At 57.6% G+C, this 1116-nt stretch carries 1 protein-coding gene and 1 tRNA gene; both read left to right on the forward strand.

Translation table 11 applies throughout. The features are described from left to right. The first annotated feature begins 295 nt into the window (after window positions 1-295). Window positions 296-372, forward strand: a tRNA-Pro gene (locus RIL96_RS13265). A gap of 189 nt (window positions 373-561) precedes the next feature. After that, a complete protein-coding gene (locus tag RIL96_RS13270; protein ID WP_310549487.1) occupies window positions 562-1080 on the forward strand; it encodes a hypothetical protein in 519 nt (172 codons plus the stop codon). Window positions 1081-1116: the final 36 nt, after the last annotated feature.

The following is a 1116-nucleotide window of genomic DNA, read 5'->3' on the forward strand; positions in this document are numbered from 1 at the left end:
TACTGCACCCGGAAGGGTGTGGGAGAGTAGGACACCGCCGGACAACACCACACAGATGGGGCAGAGCACGCTTCCGTCGATTCAACGAAGAGTCGACATCATAGGAAGCAGGCTCTGCCCCATCTCTCATGTGCAGGCGGTTCCCCTGCCTGCGTGTGATTCTCTCTGGGCCAGACCGGCGAAGAAGACATCTCGAAGACTATGGCGGCGACTCTCGCTCGATTTGTGCCTCATGTCTTATCAGGTCTAAACTAGATACTTGTGAAAGCGGCCGAATAGGCCGTTCATCACGCCCCGGGGTGTAGCGCAGCTTGGTAGCGCGCCTCGTTCGGGACGAGGAGGTCGTAGGTTCAAATCCTGTCACCCCGACCAGTGGAACCCTGAAATTGCAGGGATCTAGCCCGGTACCAGTTTCTCTGGTGCCGGGCTTTTCTGCGTTGTGTACGAAAAGTGTACGGTTCTCCGCAGTCGTCCTCTGCCGCTTCACCAGTCCATCCGGACACTCCCTCTCTGACGTTGATTCAGAGCGGCTCTACAGGAGCCGAGGAGGAACAGTTCGAGATGCATATCCTGCGTGGCGATCACGGAAAGATTTACACCTACCACGAAGAGAGCCGAGGCCACTGGCGTGCGAGGTTCCAGTACAAGCCGCTGCTCAGTGACGAGGTGAAGATCCTCACTGCCACGGGCAGCACCAAGGGCAAGGCTGAGTCGAACCTGAAGCGAAAGTGGGGTGAGCTCCGTGCTTCGTGGAACCGAGGTCCCGCAGAGGCGGAGCGGCTGACCGTTGAGACACTCATCGACCGCTGGTACCCGACAGTGAAGCATCCTCAGCGTCACGGTAAGAAGCCTCTTAGCGAGAACACGCTTGAAGAGTACGCCGAGGTCATTGATCGAGCCTTGGTTCCTCGTCTGGGGGAACGAACGCTGGCGGAACTCACTCCATACATGCTGGAAGAGGCTCTCTGGTCGATGGTGGATCCAGACACAGGTAAGGGCAAGGCCAATGCTCAGCGTTCGATCACCATCCTGAAGAAAGCACTGGCCTTTGCCCGTAAGAAGGGGCTGATGCAGGAATAGGTGACATCTGATGTTTAGCACCGTGGGTGCTGGGCA

Source organism: Nesterenkonia aerolata, assembly GCF_031470965.1.
GTDB classification, from domain to species: Bacteria; Actinomycetota; Actinomycetes; order Actinomycetales; family Micrococcaceae; genus Nesterenkonia; species Nesterenkonia aerolata.